The 14916-nt window shown below is 58.8% G+C and carries 14 protein-coding genes and 1 tRNA gene; 4 read left to right on the top strand and 11 right to left on the bottom strand.

Annotation, left to right across the window (positions count from 1 at the left end; translation table 11 throughout):
- Window positions 1–139: 139 nt before the first annotated feature.
- A complete protein-coding gene (gene glsB, locus BLS27_RS16185) occupies window positions 140–1048 on the bottom strand; it encodes a glutaminase B (protein WP_043213650.1) in 909 nt (302 codons plus the stop codon).
- A gap of 230 nt (window positions 1049–1278) precedes the next feature.
- Here glsB and BLS27_RS16180 point away from each other — a divergent pair, with 230 nt between their 5' ends.
- Together BLS27_RS16180 and BLS27_RS16175 are read left to right on the top strand one after the other, a co-directional pair.
- Window positions 1279–2316, top strand: coding sequence for a sensor domain-containing diguanylate cyclase (locus BLS27_RS16180; protein WP_090345804.1), 1038 nt, complete (start codon window positions 1279–1281; stop codon window positions 2314–2316).
- Between the two features lie 266 nt (window positions 2317–2582).
- A complete protein-coding gene (locus BLS27_RS16175) occupies window positions 2583–3494 on the top strand; it encodes an HNH endonuclease (protein WP_244155251.1) in 912 nt (303 codons plus the stop codon).
- A 308-nt stretch (window positions 3495–3802) separates the two neighbouring features.
- Here BLS27_RS16175 and BLS27_RS16170 read toward each other — a convergent pair whose 3' ends face one another.
- Window positions 3803–4036, bottom strand: a complete 234-nt coding sequence (locus BLS27_RS16170; RefSeq protein WP_043213600.1) for a hypothetical protein — start codon at window positions 4034–4036, stop codon at window positions 3803–3805.
- 551 nt (window positions 4037–4587) lie between these two features.
- Here BLS27_RS16170 and BLS27_RS16165 point away from each other — a divergent pair.
- Entirely contained in the window at window positions 4588–4971 is a 384-nt protein-coding gene (locus BLS27_RS16165) for a nucleotide pyrophosphohydrolase (protein WP_090345627.1), read from the top strand.
- 28 nt (window positions 4972–4999) lie between these two features.
- Complete coding sequence (locus BLS27_RS16160) at window positions 5000–6913, top strand: DUF2075 domain-containing protein (RefSeq protein ID WP_052352484.1); 1914 nt, start codon at window positions 5000–5002, stop codon at window positions 6911–6913.
- Window positions 6914–7166: 253 nt separating this feature from the next.
- On the opposite strand, the gene BLS27_RS16155 is transcribed toward BLS27_RS16160, so the two are convergent.
- The 9 genes from BLS27_RS16155 to thrS form a co-directional block, all read right to left on the bottom strand.
- Window positions 7167–7243: transfer RNA gene (locus BLS27_RS16155), tRNA-Pro, on the bottom strand.
- Window positions 7244–7342: 99 nt separating this feature from the next.
- Complete coding sequence (locus tag BLS27_RS16150; RefSeq protein WP_043213594.1) at window positions 7343–7699, bottom strand: MerR family transcriptional regulator; 357 nt, start codon at window positions 7697–7699, stop codon at window positions 7343–7345.
- Window positions 7680–7982 carry an integration host factor subunit alpha gene (ihfA, locus tag BLS27_RS16145; protein WP_003250679.1) on the bottom strand — a complete coding sequence of 101 codons (303 nt, stop codon included), beginning with the start codon at window positions 7980–7982 and terminating at the stop codon, window positions 7680–7682. The genes BLS27_RS16150 and ihfA overlap by 20 nt, the downstream gene beginning before the upstream one ends.
- A gap of 3 nt (window positions 7983–7985) precedes the next feature.
- On the bottom strand, window positions 7986–10367 hold the full coding sequence (pheT, locus tag BLS27_RS16140) for a phenylalanine--tRNA ligase subunit beta (RefSeq protein ID WP_090345625.1): 2382 nt from the start codon (window positions 10365–10367) through the stop codon (window positions 7986–7988).
- Window positions 10368–10398: 31 nt separating this feature from the next.
- Window positions 10399–11415: a phenylalanine--tRNA ligase subunit alpha gene (gene pheS / locus BLS27_RS16135; protein WP_043215859.1), complete on the bottom strand. Its 1017-nt coding sequence runs from the start codon at window positions 11413–11415 to the stop codon at window positions 10399–10401.
- 111 nt (window positions 11416–11526) lie between these two features.
- Window positions 11527–11883 (bottom strand): 50S ribosomal protein L20, encoded by a 357-nt coding sequence (gene rplT, locus BLS27_RS16130; RefSeq protein ID WP_003250671.1) that lies wholly within the window; start codon window positions 11881–11883, stop codon window positions 11527–11529.
- Window positions 11884–11911: 28 nt separating this feature from the next.
- Window positions 11912–12106: a 50S ribosomal protein L35 gene (gene rpmI, locus BLS27_RS16125; protein WP_003250667.1), complete on the bottom strand. Its 195-nt coding sequence runs from the start codon at window positions 12104–12106 to the stop codon at window positions 11912–11914.
- Between the two features lie 60 nt (window positions 12107–12166).
- Window positions 12167–12718: a translation initiation factor IF-3 gene (gene infC, locus BLS27_RS16120; RefSeq protein WP_170831750.1), complete on the bottom strand. Its 552-nt coding sequence runs from the start codon at window positions 12716–12718 to the stop codon at window positions 12167–12169.
- Window positions 12718–14640: a threonine--tRNA ligase gene (gene thrS / locus BLS27_RS16115; RefSeq protein WP_043215858.1), complete on the bottom strand. Its 1923-nt coding sequence runs from the start codon at window positions 14638–14640 to the stop codon at window positions 12718–12720. The genes infC and thrS overlap by 1 nt, the downstream gene beginning before the upstream one ends.
- Between the last annotated feature and the right edge of the window lie 276 nt (window positions 14641–14916).

Genomic DNA, 14916 nt, shown 5'->3' with positions numbered 1-14916 from the left:
TATAGGGATATGGCCAAAAGCTGAAAAACGATGGAATCCGGGGGTGAGGGGCGTTTTTTTTAATGGCTGTGTTGAGCGGTTTTACAGCACGAAAGCCCTGGAGCTTTCGTGCTGTAACGGTATTGCGGCCGAGTGCCGATCAGAACACCGACCATCCGATCCGTGAGCTGAGCAACTCGAGCGCTGCCATCCCGGCCAGCGAGTTGCCCGCGGCGTTCAACTCAGGTGACCACACGCAGACCGTGAACTGCCCTGGCACGATCGCGACGATCCCGCCGCCTACGCCACTTTTGCCGGGCAAGCCCACGCGGTAGGCGAAATTCCCGGCTTCGTCATACAGCCCGCTGGTGGCCATGATCGAGTTCACCTGCTGAGTCTGGCGCTGGGTCAGAATCTGATTGCCGCTGTGCTTGCAGAACCCATCGTTTGCCAGGAAACAGAACGCCTTGGCCAAGTCCAGGCAGTTCATTTGCAGCGCGCAGTAGCTGAAATAACTGCGCAGCACCGTCTCGACCTCGTTATGGAAGTTGCCGAATGACTGCATCAGATAAGCCATGGCCGCGTTGCGCGCGCGGAACTGATACTCCGAGTCAGCGACCCGGGTATCGATCGCAATGTGCGGATTGCCCGACAACCGCCGCACGAAATCGCGCATCGACAACGTGGGCGCGGCGAAACGCGACTGGTTGATATCGCAGATCACCAGCGCCCCGGCATTGATGAATGGGTTACGCGGACGCCCGCGCTCGAACTCCAGCTGCACCAGGGAATTGAACGGCTGGCCCGAAGGCTCATGACCCAGCCGCTCCCAGATCGCCTCACCCGAGTGCTCGATCGCCTGGACCAGGCTGAACACCTTGGAAATACTTTGCACCGAAAACGGCACCAGCGCGTCGCCTGCGCAGTAATAACTGCCATCGTTGCCATAGACCGCGATGCCCAGCTGGTTCGCGGGCACATCGGCCAGCGCGGGAATGTAATCAGCCACTTTGCCCTTGCCGATCAAGGGACGCACTTCGTCGAGAATTTCGTTCAACAGCGTTTGCATGGAAGGCCCAGTCATCAGTCCCCCAGACGACAGCGAGGGGTGGCATTCTTGACGACAATCGAGTGGGAGAAATCACATGTTCGCGAAGAAATGGATGACGGGCGTTCAGGGCGTGTCCTTACTGTCGTAGTCTTGATGCCATGACCTATGCTGTGCTTGGTTTGACGAACGAACAGAAACTGCACCTTGCCAACTCCGGAAGCCGTGAACCAAGGAATGGGAGATTGAACATGCCAGCTTGCCCTTTGCCCGTTGACGAAGCGCTTCGCCAGCGCGCCCTCGATGACATGAACCTGGTCGATACTCCAGCCGAGCACTACCTCGATACCTTGGTACGGCTCACCCAGGATCTGGCCCACGTGGACACGGTGCTCATCAGCCTCATCGACCAGGACAGGCAGTGGTTCAAAGCCCGAATCGGGCTCGAGGTAAGCGAAACGACACGGAGTATTTCCTTCTGCGGCTACGCCATTCTCGGTGAAGATACCTTGATGGTCCCCGACGCCAGGTACGATGAGCGCTTCGTTGACAATCCGCTGGTGCTCAACGCGCCCCATATCCGCTTCTATGCCGGCCACCCGCTACGCGCTGGCAACGGCAAGGCCATCGGCACCCTGTGCATGTTCGACCCCCGCCCCCGCGTGCTCAGCGACACCCAAAAAGCGAACTTCAAGGACCTGGCCACCCTCGCGGAGGGCTATCTGCAAATGCGCGCCTTGGCCCAGGCCAACCGCGACCTGCGCCTTGAAATGGATCGAGAGCACCGTAAAGCGCTGCTCGACCCTTTGACACAACTGTGGAACCGCGGCGCGTTGACCGCGTTTGAAGAGCACCAACGGCGCATGTCCGCAGCCAGTGGCTTACGCCTGGCTGCGATTTACGCAGACCTCGACCATTTCAAATCCATCAACGACAAGTACGGCCATGCAAGCGGAGACAAAGTGCTCTGTGAATGCGCCCGCCGCCTGCGAGCCGCCCTTCGCCCCGACGACCTGCTCGTGCGCCACGGCGGAGAAGAATTCGTCGCTATTTTGCAGGTCAATGACAACGAAGAACTGAAGCGGATTGCCGAGCGCATTCGTGAACAGGTCGGCAGCAGCCCGATGCAACTGCCCAGCACTCAGTTGAAGGTTAGCGTGAGCATCGGCTGCACCCTCTTCGCCCCGGGTGAAAAAATCGATGACGCACTGGAGCGCGCCGACAAAGGGCTCTATGCCGCCAAGCAGAATGGGCGTGACCAGGTTGTGTATGTCAGGCCGCCGGTGTGAGGGCGGGAGGCTGACATTCAACGCCAAAGGTAAACGCTTTACGTGTGGTAGCGGGCTTTTGTCGTGATGGGCTACTCGGTGCTTAATTTGCGGTACGGGCACAAAAAAGCGCTTCTGGCAGCCACCAGAGGCGCCTATCCATCTGCCATCTGTAACTAGAGAATTCTCCTACATGCTTCCTCATTAATTCTGAAGGAAGTAAGGTATCGGGCATCCCTGGCAGCGCCGAAATGTAGGCCCCTGCCCTCGCTTGCAAGGATGCCCTCGTGACGCTGCCCTCCACTCTTCCACCTAACGGAATCTCACCCAGCGTATTCACATCGCAGCAGTTGGAGCCAGGCAGCGTTTACAGCCGAGCGGACCTCAAGGCACGCTTCGACATTCACGACGCCACGCTCAACACCGGGATCTTCCGCCCGAAGGGGTATGACTCTGTCTGGCTGTTCATCACCGAACACAAGACGTCTGACAGAACCCAATACGAAGACACCCTGGAAGGCGACACCCTTCGCATGCAAGGACAAACCCTGGGGCGAACCGATGCCCTCATCCTGGAGCATCGTCAGCGAGGCCTGGAGTTGCTGGTTTTCTATCGCAAAGCGAAGTACGAACATCCCAATGCGGGTTTTCGGTACGAGGGTGTCTTCACGTGTGTAGGCAGTGAAGGCAGTCGACCGACATCGTTCGTATTGAAGCGTGTACCGGCTGCGGCTGGAGAAGATCTTCCGGCAACGATCGAGCAAGCACTAGACACCCAAGGCGCCTTCAATCCCGATGACCTGAGCGACGCACGCACGCGCACCCTGACGTCGATCGTTCGACGACGCGGCCAACCTCAATTCCGAAAGCAATTGCTCAAGGCCTACAAAGGCCGCTGCGCCATGACAGGCTGCACCTTGCCGCAGGTGTTGGAGGCGGCCCATATCCACCCCTACCTCGGCGATGAAACCAACGTAGTTAGCAATGGGCTGTTACTGAGGGCTGACGTGCATACCCTGTTCGACTTGGGGCTGTTATGGGTCAACCCAAGCGATATGCGAATTGGCATCGCCGACGCGTTGAAGCAGAGCGAATACGTTTCGCTGGAAGGCCAACCCTTGTACCTGCCGGAAAACGAAGCAGACCGCCCTAGCCTCCCAGCGTTGGCGTTTCGCTTCAACGCGATTGCAGCCCGCTAATTGCACGCCCACTGTGTAAAAGCGTCTTTGTGCCGCGATGGCCCGCAAGGCGGACCCTGCTTTTTAATCAATTGCCCTCAACGCAAAAAAAAGCGCCCCTGGGTATCCACCAGAGGCGCTCACTGATTCAAGGGCTCGTCGCTCAACACCAACCAGAGCGACCAAACCAACCTGCGCAACCCTACGCAAATCTCTGCCCATAGCCTGGCCAGCCCTGGTCGATGAAGAACGACGAACACTGCGAGGCTAGACCATCTGGACAGGCTTACGAGGGAACTCGCGCCATTTCGGAAACGGACTACAGGTGATCAGTGCTGCGCCTGCACACGACTCAGCGCCATCTCCGCCAAAGCGTGGGCGCGCTCGATTTCGTGCATGGCTGCCAAGGCCAGGACCTGGCCGGGAGGCTTGGCGTGAAGCTGGACGCTGTGCTGGGAAACGGTCAGGGCGCAGACGAGGTATTCGGAGATCTGGATGAGGATCTCTTCAAGGGTGGTGAGGGATTCGGATGGTATGGGTGGGTCGGGGACGATTTTGAGCATGACAAACTCCGATATCAATGAAGCTGCCACGTCTCTGCTGTCAAACAAATGGGTGGCAGCTGTACGCGGGTTGACAGACCGAGGATATCGGAACTCGGCGCACCGAAGTGCCCCACGACAGCTGCCATAAAGCGATCCGCTGTGGTCCGAAAATCAGAGTCGGCCTGTCAAAACCGGTCGTTGAATTTGCAACGACCCGGCGAGACTAGAGCTCTGATGGAGCGACAGCAATGGGCTGGAAGGCGTAGAAGTATGTTTGGGAAAGGGACTACAGGGAAGTGGGAAAGTCTGATCCAAGCCACCGCAGCTATTGCAAGTAGCTGCACCACGTTTCATCAACAGCACGCTCAGTGAACATCTCAATAGCGATTTCTAGCTTGGAAGGCAGCTGTAACTTCTAGGCCATGCGCAAAAATCATGCAGAGTACATAGATTTTTCTTACGATCTTCCTCATTCAGTCTGAAGGAAGTAAGGTGTCGAGCATACGTAAAAAAGGCGAAACGATGGCACGCCCGCCCTGTTCGCCTGCTCGACACCACAGGAAGCATCCGTGACAGCCCAAACTCCCTCCTCGCCCAGACTCGTCGAAGTCAGCCAACTCGCACAGGCGCTTGAGCAGTTCGCCACTGACCGCAATTGGGCTCAGTTCCACTCGCCCAAAAATCTGGTCATGGCGCTGAACGGCGAAGTGGGAGAGCTGAACGAGATATTCCAATGGCTGACCGAGGAAGCATCGAAGTCTGCCGCTCGCTCGCCCGAGACCGGCCAAGCAGTTCAAGACGAGTTGGCCGACGTGCTGATGTATCTGGTGCGCCTGGCATCGGTCCTGGGCGTCGACCTCAATGCTGCCGTGCAAAACAAGCTGCGAATCAACGGCGAAAAATACCCCGTCGATAAGGCTCGGGATACCGCCAAGAAATACGACCAGCTCTGATTGCAGCCTTGACTAAGGAAGAAAGGCCTTGATCGTTTACGAAGCGACCAAAGTACGGTTTTTGCACGACAACGATAACGATGACATCGAAGACGTGATCTTACAGAGCTTCAAAACTGCGACCGGCAAAGCCGTGGCCGTTGCGGAGATGAACGCCTGGAAGAACTCCCTCGGCGCCATGGCGAAGGTACTGCGCGATACCGAGATCCCGGATGACATGGGGGTAGCGATTGAGCTGCACATTCCCCAAACCTCCAAGCGCATCGACATCACCCTCACCGGGTATAACGCCCAAGGGCAACGCAATGCCCTGTTGGTTGAACTCAAGCAGTGGAGTTCGGCCAAGGCGACGGGTAAGGACGCTATCGTCAAAACGGCGCTGGGCGGCGGTCTACGTGAAACAGTTCATCCGTCTTACCAAGCTTGGTCGTACGCCTCGTTGCTGGAAGGCTTCAACGAAGCAGTATATTCCGGCGGCATCCAAGTCAATGCATGCGCCTACCTGCACAACTACGTAGGCGATGGCATGATCGATGCCCACCATTATCAGGACTACATCAGTAAGGCCCCGCTCTTCCTCAAAGGTAAAGAAGAGCTCGCTCGCATGCGCACCTATATCAAGCAGCACATCGCCATGGGTGATGAGAACAGCGTGCTGCATGACCTGATGGCCAGCCCGATCCGGCCTTCAAAAGCGTTGGCCGACTCGTTGAAAGGCTTACTCAAAGCGCAGCCCGAATTCATTCTGATCGACGACCAGAAAGAAGTATTCGAAGCCGCTGCCGCCGCTGGTACAGCCTCGTCCGCAGAGCATCCCAGAGTCGTCATCATTGAAGGAGGGCCCGGCACCGGTAAAACCGTGGTGGCGCTCAATCTGTTAGTCAAACTCACCAGCCATGGTCTGGTCGGTAAGTACGTGTCGAAGAATGCTGCACCGCGTAAGGTCTATGAGAGCAAGCTTGCCGGCTCCATCACTCGCAGCCGCTTCTCTCACATGTTTACTGGCTCCGGCGCGTTCGTCGATACCGAAGCGAACACCTACGATTTCCTGGTCGTGGACGAAGCCCACCGCCTCAACGAAAAAAGCGGGCTGTATGGCAACCTCGGCGAGAACCAGATCAAGGAACTGATCAATTCCTCCAAGTGCACGATCTTCTTTATCGACGAAGACCAGCGTGTAACCCTGAGCGATATAGGCAGCCGCGAAGCCATTCGTGCATTTGCCAAAGCCAAGGGCGCCGAGGTTGAAGAATACAGCCTGGCCTCACAGTTCCGATGCAACGGTTCGGATGGATACCTCGCTTGGCTCGATGATGTACTGGAGATTCGAAATACCGCCAACCGCCATCTCGATACAAGCACCTACGAGTTCAAGGTATTCGAAACACCTGAAGCGCTACATGAAGCCATTCGAGAGAAGAACAGCCAAAACAAATCCCGCGTAGTGGCCGGTTACTGCTGGCCCTGGAGCAGCAAAAAGCAGGCGTCTGCCTACGACATCGTGATCGGTGAAAATTATCGGCGTAAATGGAATCTCGACCAGGACGGTAGCCTTTGGATCATCGCCGAAAACTCGATTGAGCAAGTGGGGTGTATCCATACCTGCCAAGGGCTGGAAGTGGACTATATCGGCGTGATCATCGGGCCGGACCTGGTTATCAGGAATGGCCGAGTCGTCACCGCACCGGAAATGCGCGATAAGCAGGATCGCTCGATTCGGGGTTACAAGACTCGCATGAAGTCTGAGCCGGAAGAGACCCGTAAGCTGGTCGACCTGATCATCAAGAACACCTACCGCACTCTGATGACACGCGGGATGAAGGGGTGTTACCTGTACTGCACGGATGAGCAGACTGCACGGTACTTCCAGGAGCGCTCGATGTCAGTGGAACTGGAGGTCAACGCCTCCGCGCTACGGCAACCCACTGCCTCGATGGCGTAACGTATAACCTTGGCTTGCCAACTGCGGATCAAGTCATGACGATCCGCTGGCATAAAGCTTAAGCCTCATTAAATGAAACTGAATCGCTCCTAGTTTCGCCCAAAGCCCTGAAATTGACTTCCTCTACGAGCAATCGCTACTCATCCAAGCTGATCACCACTCGCCGTGCCGCCCAGTCTCCCGAGGCACTCGAAAACCACCAGACATAAAAAAATCCAGTCACCTCGCGGTGACTGGATTTTCTAGGGATTTTTGGTCGGGACGGAGTGATTCGAACACTCGACCCCTTGCACCCCATGCAAGTGCGCTACCGGGCTGCGCTACGCCCCGACATCATTCTCGATATTGCTGAGAACGGTGAAGAATCTACCCTAACCTTTTGAATAATGGAAGCTTTTTTTCAAAAACTTTCCATTCATCGGGTTCGGTTCACTTCTTCAACACCACCAACACATCCTCCAACTCGGCAATCATCTGCCGGATCAGCTGCTTGTACTGGGTGGTGTCATCCTTGGCCTCATCACTGGAGAGGCGCAGTCGCGCCCCGCCGATGGTGAAGCCTTGGTCGTACAGCAGCGCGCGGATCTGGCGGATCATCAGCACGTCTTGGCGCTGGTAATACCGCCGGTTACCGCGGCGCTTGACCGGGTTGAGTTGCGGGAACTCCTGTTCCCAATAACGCAGCACGTGCGGTTTTACCGCACAGAGCTCACTGACCTCACCGATGGTGAAGTAGCGCTTGCCCGGAATGGGGGGCAGCTCGTCGTTATGGCTTGGTTCCAGCATAGGCCTCAACCCGGGCTTTCAGTTTCTGCCCTGGACGAAAGGTGACGACGCGGCGAGCGGTGATCGGGATCTCTTCCCCTGTCTTGGGGTTGCGGCCCGGCCGCTGGCGTTTGTCGCGAAGGTCGAAGTTGCCGAAACCGGACAGCTTGACCTGCTCGTTCTCTTCAAGTGCGTGCCGAATTTCTTCGAAAAACAGCTCGACCAGCTCCTTGGCCTCTCTCTTGTTGAGCCCCAGCTCCTCGTACAGCCTTTCGGCCATCTCAGCTTTCGTCAGAGCACCCATACGCTATTTCCTTAACGTGGTGTTCAACCTTTGTTCAAGCGAGGTGAGGATGTTTTGCAGGGTAGTGTTCACCTCATCGTCGTTAAGAGTGCGCGATGGATGCTGCCAGGTCAAGCCGACGGCCAGGCTTTTTCTATCAGGATCAATGCCTTTACCTTGGTAGACGTCAAACAGCCTGAGGTCTGTGAGCCATTCGCCCGCATTGTCACGAATTACTTCAAGCACGGAGCTAGAAGCAACATCACGTCCTGCGATCAAAGCCAGGTCACGCCTCACTTCTGGGAACTTGGACAGTTCGCTGAATTTCGGCAGGCGGCCTTCGACCACCTCACCCAGTACCAGCTCGAAGACGAACACCGGACGCTCCAGGCCCAGGGTCTTGGCGAGCTCTGGGTGGATAGCGCCGATGTAGCCGACTTCCTTGCCGTCGCGCTCGATGCGGGCGGTCTGGCCAGGGTGCAGGGCTGGGTGCTTGCCGGCGACGAACGTGAAGTCGTCCAGGGCGCCCGAGTAGCCCAGCAGGGCTTCCACGTCGGCTTTCACGTCGAAGAAGTCGAGGCTGTCACGGCCGTTCGCCCAGCCTTCCGGCAGGCGACTGCCCGTGGCGACGCCGGCGATCATCGGCTGCTGCTTGAGGTCGCCCAGCTGGCCGACGAAGCGCAGGCCGCTTTCGAACAGGCGTACGCGGTCCTGCTGGCGGTTGAGGTTGTGCTGCAGCGCCTTGACCAGGCCCGGCCACAGGGACGCGCGCATGGCGGCCATGTCGCTGGAGATAGGGTTGGCCAGCAGCAGCGGCTCGACGCCCGGGGTGAACAGCTCGAACAGTTTCGGGTCGATGAAGCTGTAGGTGATCGCTTCCTGATAGCCGCGGGCGACCAGCAGGCGGCGCAGGGTCGGCAGCTCGCCACGGGCTTCCGGGCGGGTCTGCGGAGCCAGGCGGGCTTGCGGGTAGCGGACCGGCAGGTTGTTGTAGCCGTACAGGCGGGCCAGCTCTTCGATCAGGTCGACTTCGAGGCTGATGTCGAAGCGGTGGCTTGGGACTTCGACAGTCCACTGCCCTGCCCCATCAGCGCTGGTTTTCAGCTCCAGGGCGTTGAGCAGTTGCTCGACCTGGGCAGCGTCCATGTCCATGCCAAGCATCTGGTTGATACGCTCGGCGCGCAGGGTGACTGGCGCGACCTTCGGCAGGTGCTGCTCGCTCACGGCCTCGACGATGGGGCCGGCTTCGCCGCCGACGATCTCGAGGACCAGGGCGGTGGCGCGCTCCATGGCTTCACGGGCCAGTTGCGAATCGACGCCGCGCTCGTAGCGGTGCGAGGCATCGGTGTGCAGACCGTAGGAACGGGCCTTGCCTGCGACGGAAATCGGCTCGAAGAAGGCGCTTTCCAAGAACAGATCGCGGGTCTTCTCGGTATTCACGCCGCTGTGTTCGCCACCCATGACGCCGGCGATGGCCAGGGCGCGGGTGTGGTCGGCGATGACCAGGGTGTCGGCACGCAGCGCGACTTCCTGGCCGTCCAGCAGGACGAGCTTCTCGCCCTCCTCGGCCATGCGTACGCGGATGCCGCCGTTGATTTCGGCGAGGTCGAAGGCGTGCATCGGCTGGCCGAGTTCGAGCATCACGTAGTTGGTGATGTCGACAGCGGCGTCGATGCTGCGCACGTCGCTACGGCGCAGGCGCTCGACCATCCACAGCGGGGTCGGCTTGCTCAGGTCGACGTTGCGGATGACGCGGCCCAGGTACCGTGGGCAGGCCGCCGGCGCGCAGACTTCAACCGGGCGCACTTCGTCGTGGGCCGGGGCAACGGCAGGCACTTGAGGACGGGTGACCGGCACGTCGTACAGGGCGCTGACGTCGCGGGCCAGGCCTGCGATGGACAGGCAGTCGCCGCGGTTCGGGGTCAGGCCGATTTCGATGCTGGCGTCGTCCAGGTTCAGGTACTGGCGAATGTCTTCGCCGACCGGGGCGTCAGCCGCCAGTTCCAGCAGGCCGTCGTTCTCTTCGCTGATCTGCAGCTCGGCGGCCGAGCACAGCATGCCGAAGGACTCGACGCCGCGCAGCTTGGCCTTCTTGATCTTGAAGTCGCCCGGCAGTTCGGCACCGATCATGGCGAACGGGATCTTGATGCCTGGGCGCGCGTTCGGAGCGCCGCAGACGACCTGGAAGGTTTCCTGGCCGTTGCTCACCTGGCACACGCGCAGCTTGTCGGCGTCCGGGTGTTGTTCGGTGGCGAGGATCTCGCCCACCACGATGCCGCTGAACTGGCCGGCAGCGGGGGTCACGCTGTCGACTTCAAGGCCGGCCATGGACAGGCGGGCGACCAGTTCGTCACGGGAGACTTGCGGGTTTACCCAACCGCGCAGCCACTGTTCACTGAATTTCATGCTGTTCTCCTAGAAAGTGCGTCGATTGGGCCTAGCGGAATTGGGCGAGGAACCGCAGGTCGTTGTCGAAGAACAGACGCAAATCGTTGACGCCATAGCGCAGCATGGCCAGGCGCTCGGCGCCCATGCCGAAGGCGAAGCCTTGGAACTCTTCCGGGTCGATGCCGGACATGCGCAGCACGTTCGGGTGGACCATGCCGCAACCCATGACTTCGAGCCAGCCGGTCTGCTTGCACACGCGGCAGCCATTGCCGGAGCACATCACGCACTGGATGTCGACTTCAGCCGAAGGCTCGGTGAAGGGGAAGAACGACGGACGGAAGCGTACCGCCAGTTCTTTTTCGAAGAACACGCGCAGGAACTCTTCGATGGTGCCCTTGAGGTCGGCGAAGTTGATGCCGCGATCGACCAGCAGGCCTTCGACCTGGTGGAACATCGGCGAGTGGGTAATGTCCGAGTCGCAGCGATAGACGCGGCCCGGGCAGACAATGCGGATCGGCGGCTGGCTGGACTCCATGGTCCGCACCTGCACAGGCGAAGTGTGGGTGCGCAGCAGCATGTTGGCATTGAAGTAGAAGGTGTCGTGCATCGCCCGGGCCGGGTGATGGCCGGGGATGTTGAGCGCTTCGAAGTTGTGGTAGTCGTCTTCGACCTCAGGGCCTTCGGCGATGCCGTAGCCGATGTGGGTGAAGAACTGCTCGATGCGCTCGAGGGTACGGGTGATCGGGTGCAGCCCGCCGGTGGTCTGGCCACGGCCTGGCAGGGTCACGTCGATGCATTCGGCGGCCAGGCGAGCGTTGAGCTCGGCTTCTTCGAAGGCAGCCTTGCGTGCGTTGAGCACGTCGGTGACGCGCTCTTTGGCGTCGTTGATCAGCGCGCCGACTTTCGGGCGCTCTTCGGCTGGCAGGTTGCCCAGGGTCTTCATCACCTGGGTCAGCTCGCCTTTCTTGCCGAGGTATTGGACCCGGATCTGTTCCAGGGTAGTGATGTCTTCAGCGCGTTCCACGGCCTCGAGGGCTTGGGCAACCAGCGCGTCCAGGTTTTCCATGTACAGACTCCAGATACGAAAATAGGGGAAGAGCTTTTGAAGGCTCTTCCCCTATCGATGACGTTTTACACCCGACGACGCAAAGCGCCGCCGGATGATTGTCGTGGGTACTTAAGCCAGGACGGCTTTAGCTTTCTCGACAATCGCAGCAAACGCCGCTTTTTCGTTCACTGCCAGGTCGGCCAGAACCTTGCGGTCGATTTCGATCGACGCTTTCTTCAGGCCAGCGATCAGACGGCTGTAGGACAGACCGTTGGTGCGGGCACCGGCGTTGATACGAGCGATCCACAGAGCGCGGAACTGACGCTTCTTCTGGCGACGGTCACGGTAGGCGTATTGGCCAGCCTTGATGACAGCCTGCTTGGCAACGCGGAATACGCGCGAGCGTGCACCGTAGTAGCCTTTAGCCAGTTTCAGAATTTTCTTGTGACGCTTACGAGCGATGACGCCACGCTTTACACGAGCCATGAGTAACTTCCTCTATCGTTGACCAGAATTAACGTACGCGCAGCATGCGCTCGACTTTTGCCACGTCAGACGGGTGCAGCAGGCTGGCACCGCGCAGTTGACGCTTACGCTTGGTCGACATTTTGGTCAGGATGTGGCTCTTGAAAGCGTGCTTGTGCTTGAAGCCGGAAGCGGTTTTCAGGAAACGCTTCGCAGCACCGCTCTTGGTTTTCATTTTTGGCATGTTGGAACTCCGCATTCGATAAAATTACACATAATCATCAGGCCTGCCGTGCCCGGGAGATTACTTCTTCTTTTTGGGGGCGATGACCATCATAAGCTGGCGTCCTTCCATCTTCGGATGCTGCTCAACGGTGCCGTATTCGGCGAGGTCAGCTTCGACCCGCTTCAACAGCTCCATGCCCAGCTCCTGGTGGGCCATCTCACGGCCGCGGAATCTCAGAGAGATCTTGGCCTTGTCCCCATCGCTAAGGAAACGTACCAGGTTGCGTAGTTTTACCTGGTAATCCCCTTCTTCCGTCCCTGGACGAAACTTGATTTCTTTGATCTGGATCTGCTTCTGGTTTTTCTTGGCTTCGTTGGCCTGCTTCTTCTTTTCGAAGAGGTGCTTGCCGTAGTCCATGACCTTGCAGACAGGCGGTTGCGCGTCTGCAGAGATCTCCACCAGATCCAGCTTCGCTTCATCAGCGATACGCAGCGCTTCATCAATCGAGACGATGCCAATCTGCTCGCCGTCAGCGCCAATTAACCGAACCTCGCGTGCCGAGATATTCTCGTTGATCGGGGCTTTCGGTGCAGTTCGTTTATCGTTTCTCATTTCACGCTTAATAGTCATTACTCCGATTCTAGGCGACCGCGCTGAGCCACGGCATCAGCGAGCAGTTGGGTGAATTGGGAGACGGGCATGGAGCCCAGGTCTTTGCCATCACGGGTACGCACTGCAACGGTCTGCGTTTCGACTTCGCGGTCCCCTATAACCAGAAGGTATGGGACCTTGAGCAAAGTATGCTCGCGGATTTTAAAGCCGATCTTCTCATTTCTCAAGTCGGACTTGGCACGGAAACCAGCCCCATTGAGGGATTTTTCCACTTCGAGTGCGAAATCGGCCTGCTTGTCGGTGATGTTCATGATCACCGCCTGGGTCGGGGCCAGCCACGCCGGGAATACGCCCGCGTAGTGCTCGATCAGCATGCCGATGAAACGCTCGAAGGAACCGAGGATCGCACGGTGCAGCATGACTGGGCGCTTACGGTTGTTATCTTCGGCGATATAGCTGGCATCCAGACGCTCCGGCAGGTTCGGATCGTACTGCAGGGTGCCGCACTGCCAGTTACGGCCCAGGCAGTCACGTAGGGTGAATTCGATCTTCGGACCGTAGAAAGCGCCCTCGCCCGGCTGGTATTCCCACTCCAGGCCCGACTCGTTCAGCGCATCGGCCAGGGCGCCTTCGGCGCGGTCCCACAGCTCTTCGGAGCCCACGCGCTTAGCGGGACGGGTCGAGAGCTTCATGGCGATGTCGGTGAAACCGAAGTCCTTGTAGACATCCAGGGTGAGCTTGATGAAGTCGGCCGCTTCTTTCTTCACCTGATCTTCGGTGCAGAAGATGTGGGCGTCGTCCTGGGTGAAGCCACGCACACGCATGATGCCGTGCAAGGCGCCGGACGGCTCGTTACGGTGGCAGGCACCGAACTCGGCCAGGCGCAGCGGCAGGTCACGGTAGGACTTCAGGCCTTGGTTGAACACCTGTACGTGGCACGGGCAGTTCATCGGTTTTACCGCGAAATCGCGACTTTCCGACGAAGTGGTGAACATGTTCTCGGCGTAGTTGGACCAGTGGCCGGAACGCTCCCAGAGGATGCGGTCGACGACCTGCGGCGTCTTGATCTCCAGGTAGCCGTTTTCGCGCTGCACGCCGCGCATGTACTGCTCGAGCACCTGATAGACGGTCCAACCGGCCGGGTGCCAGAAGACCATGCCCGGGGCTTCTTCCTGCAGGTGGAAGAGATCCAGCTGCTTGCCGATCTTGCGGTGGTCGCGCTTTTCGGCTTCTTCGATGCGCTGGATGTAGGCAGCCAGTTGCTTCTTGTCAGCCCAGGCGGTGCCGTACACGCGCTGCAGCTGCTCGTTCTTGGCATCGCCGCGCCAGTAGGCGCCAGACAGCTTGGTCAGCTTGAAGGCCTTGAGGAAACGGGTGTTCGGCACGTGCGGGCCACGGCACATGTCGACGTATTCTTCGTGGTAGTACAGGCCCATGGCCTGTTCGTCCGGCATGTCCTCGACCAGGCGCAGCTTGTAGTCTTCGCCACGGCTCTTGAACACGTCGATGACTTCGGCGCGCGGGGTCATCTTCTTGATGACGTCGTAGTCCTTGTCGATCAGCTGTTGCATGCGCTGTTCGATGGCGGCCATGTCTTCTGGGGTGAAGGGGCGCTCGTAGGCGATGTCGTAGTAGAAGCCTTCGTCGATCACCGGGCCGATCACCATCTTGGCGGTCGGGTACAGCTGTTTCACTGCGTGGCCGACCAGGTGGGCGCACGAGTGACGGATGATCTCCAGTCCCTCTTCATCTTTAGGGGTGATGATCTGCAGCGTGGCGTCGTTCTCGATCAGGTCGCAGGCGTCGACCAGCTTGCCATCGACCTTGCCGGCCAGCGTGGCCTTGGCGAGGCCCGCGCCAATGGAGGCGGCGACTTCGGCAACGGTGACGGCCTTGTCGAACGTACGTTGACTGCCATCGGGAAGAGTAATTACGGGCATGGCGCCTCCTCTCCTAGTGGTGACCCCTACCAAAGGTCACATGGGTTGGGATGAGCCAGTACAAGATCCGACCTGCCTTTCCCGCGGGAAAGCCTGCCTCACAGTGGCAGGAGCCTTTCGGCCAACCAGGGACGAACCAGAGTGACTGGAAAGAAAAATGGAAAACAGCTGCCAGGGTGCAGCTGCAAGCCGAGCATGCTAGCACGCGGCTTGGGCGGCAGGCAGAAATATTTGGAAATTAAGCCGTCTGGGTGAACTTGTTCGGAAAATTCCACC

Origin of the sequence: Pseudomonas guariconensis (assembly GCF_900102675.1) — a bacterium.
Classification (GTDB): Bacteria; Pseudomonadota; Gammaproteobacteria; order Pseudomonadales; family Pseudomonadaceae; genus Aquipseudomonas; species Aquipseudomonas guariconensis.
Note: the sequence above shows the minus strand (reverse complement) of the source record. Positions and strands in the feature narration are given on the sequence as shown.

Excerpts from the sequence above, each read along its gene's own strand:
- glsB (WP_043213650.1), bottom strand. The coding sequence starts at position 1,048 with ATGCAAACGCTGTTGAACGAAATTCTCGACGAAGTGCGTCCCTTGATC.
- pheT (WP_090345625.1), bottom strand. The coding sequence starts at position 10,367 with ATGAAATTCAGTGAACAGTGGCTGCGCGGTTGGGTAAACCCGCAAGTC.
- infC (WP_170831750.1), bottom strand. The coding sequence starts at position 12,718 with ATGACTATTAAGCGTGAAATGAGAAACGATAAACGAACTGCACCGAAA.
- BLS27_RS16180 (WP_090345804.1), top strand. The coding sequence starts at position 1,279 with ATGCCAGCTTGCCCTTTGCCCGTTGACGAAGCGCTTCGCCAGCGCGCC.
- BLS27_RS16150 (WP_043213594.1), bottom strand. The coding sequence starts at position 7,699 with ATGCTGGAACCAAGCCATAACGACGAGCTGCCCCCCATTCCGGGCAAG.
- BLS27_RS16170 (WP_043213600.1), bottom strand. The coding sequence starts at position 4,036 with ATGCTCAAAATCGTCCCCGACCCACCCATACCATCCGAATCCCTCACC.
- pheS (WP_043215859.1), bottom strand. The coding sequence starts at position 11,415 with ATGGAAAACCTGGACGCGCTGGTTGCCCAAGCCCTCGAGGCCGTGGAA.
- rpmI (WP_003250667.1), bottom strand. The coding sequence starts at position 12,106 with ATGCCAAAAATGAAAACCAAGAGCGGTGCTGCGAAGCGTTTCCTGAAA.
- rplT (WP_003250671.1), bottom strand. The coding sequence starts at position 11,883 with ATGGCTCGTGTAAAGCGTGGCGTCATCGCTCGTAAGCGTCACAAGAAA.
- thrS (WP_043215858.1), bottom strand. The coding sequence starts at position 14,640 with ATGCCCGTAATTACTCTTCCCGATGGCAGTCAACGTACGTTCGACAAG.
- ihfA (WP_003250679.1), bottom strand. The coding sequence starts at position 7,982 with ATGGGTGCTCTGACGAAAGCTGAGATGGCCGAAAGGCTGTACGAGGAG.